This is a genomic window from Campylobacter sp. LMG 7929, assembly GCF_024723595.1.
Classification (GTDB): domain Bacteria; phylum Campylobacterota; class Campylobacteria; order Campylobacterales; family Campylobacteraceae; genus Campylobacter_D.
The window spans coordinates 1-1,915 of record NZ_JANQCY010000027.1; the positions used below are offsets into that span (position 1 = coordinate 1).

At 28.4% G+C, this 1,915-nt stretch carries 1 protein-coding gene; it reads right to left on the minus strand.

Annotated features, from left to right (window positions below):
* A partial coding sequence (locus CAMP5118_RS07885) for a ShlB/FhaC/HecB family hemolysin secretion/activation protein (RefSeq protein ID WP_442863240.1) occupies nt 1-1,909 on the minus strand: 1,909 nt, incomplete at its 3' end.
* Nucleotides 1,910-1,915 lie beyond the last annotated feature (6 nt).

The following is a 1,915-nucleotide window of genomic DNA, read 5'->3' on the forward strand; positions in this document are numbered from 1 at the left end:
AAAAATACACCCCACCACTTAAATATAATTTCATTCTATGCTCATCATCGTATTTGTATTGATGTAATGCTCTTGCTGCATCAAGCTTTATATAATATTCATTAGTTTTATTATAAAGTACTTGCAAACCTACTGCATCTAAAAAATGCTCATCTGCTAATCTATTCCCTGAATCTTTTTCATACCAAGCATAACCTATATCATAAAAAGGAGTAAAATAAAAATTAGTATTTGGTATATTTATTCTTATACCAAAGTTAGCTACTATGGTATTATCTCCATCACCCTCACCATTATCATAAGCTCTTACTCCATAAGCTCCACCCAAAGAGGAACTCTCAGAAGAATCTAATTCAAAATTCCCTAATACCTTTTGATAGTTTATATTTAATGTATGCGTAATGTATTCATTAATACTATAATAATTATTCACACTAGCATTGAGTTTTCTAAACCAGCCAAAAGTTTTGCTACCAATTTTAAAATCACTATCATCATATACCTTACCTATACTTACCTTAGCACTATAACTTAAGGTATTATTCTCAAATCCTCTAAACAAACCCTCTAAACCCATACTACCTACATTAGAATGTTTATCGGTAGTAAAAAAACCAAACAAAATACTATCACTAAGTATTTTATGATAAATACTAGAAGTAAGATATAAAGAGGAATTAGTATTAATCCACACAGGATAAGAAAAATCTACACCAAAATTTCTAGAAGTGCCATAAAATCCTGCATCTTTATATTCCCCACCTAAAGAATAAGATCCTTGAGATATACTTGGAGTAATTTTTAAATTTCCTAAAAAGAAAGTATAACTAGCTCCATAGTTGATTTGATTTTCATTGCTTGATTGTAAGTAAAAATTATAATAATCTCCCATATTAAATATAGAATTAAATCCCATACTAATACCAGATCTAATATCCCCTGCACTTTCAATACCATAATTATCAGCATATAATAATACATTAGCCTTAGTATCAGGTACTACTTCTATAACTACATCAGTTTCACCTACATTCTCTCCTGCTTGTAAACCTGCTAGGGTTTGTACTCCATACATTTCATTGACTTTATATACACTATCTTCTATGAGTTTAGTAGAGATGATTTTACCTTTGATTCTTTCATTAAGTTTACTTTCAAAAAAATGATCTTTTATAGTAGTTTTATTCTTTACTATATACTTACCTAATGTTCCTAAGGCTATATTTATTTGTACACTATCATCAAATTCTTGTTGGGGTACATAAGCTGTTGCTGCAGGATAGCCATTAACTTGGAAATAATAAGCAATGATATTAGATATATCTTGTAAATCTTGTAAGCTAAATTTTTTAGTACTAAACTCACTAATAAGTAATTGTAAATCCTCTTCTTTAATACCTAGCTTTTCAAAGCTAGTGTTTTCATTAGTGATAACAAATTTGTATTTGGTTATTACTTTTTTAGTTGTATTAGTATTAGTTTGGTTGTTTGTATTAGTAGTGTTATTATTGGTTTGATTACTTGTATTATTGTTGGTATCGACTTGATTGTTTAATTTGGTAGTATCATTATTAAAACTATTATTAGTTGGGTTAGAATTATTATCATTTACACTAGTATTAGCTTTATCATTGTTTGTATTGTTAGTTTCCCCATTAGCTTCCTCTTCTTGATTTAGTTTTTCTTTTAATTCTTTCTTTTTTTCTTCAAAGTCTTTTTTAGCTTCTTGAGCTTTTTCATAATCATCTTTAGTTTTTAGATTTTCTTTGATGGCTTTGTTTTGAGGGAGGTTTCTATCAGGGGATAATTCTATAACCTTTTCTATATCATTTTTAGCTATGGTAATACTTCCATTATTAGCATAGACTAAAGAGCTAAGTGCTATAGTACTAAGTAAGAGTTTTTTCATGGTTGT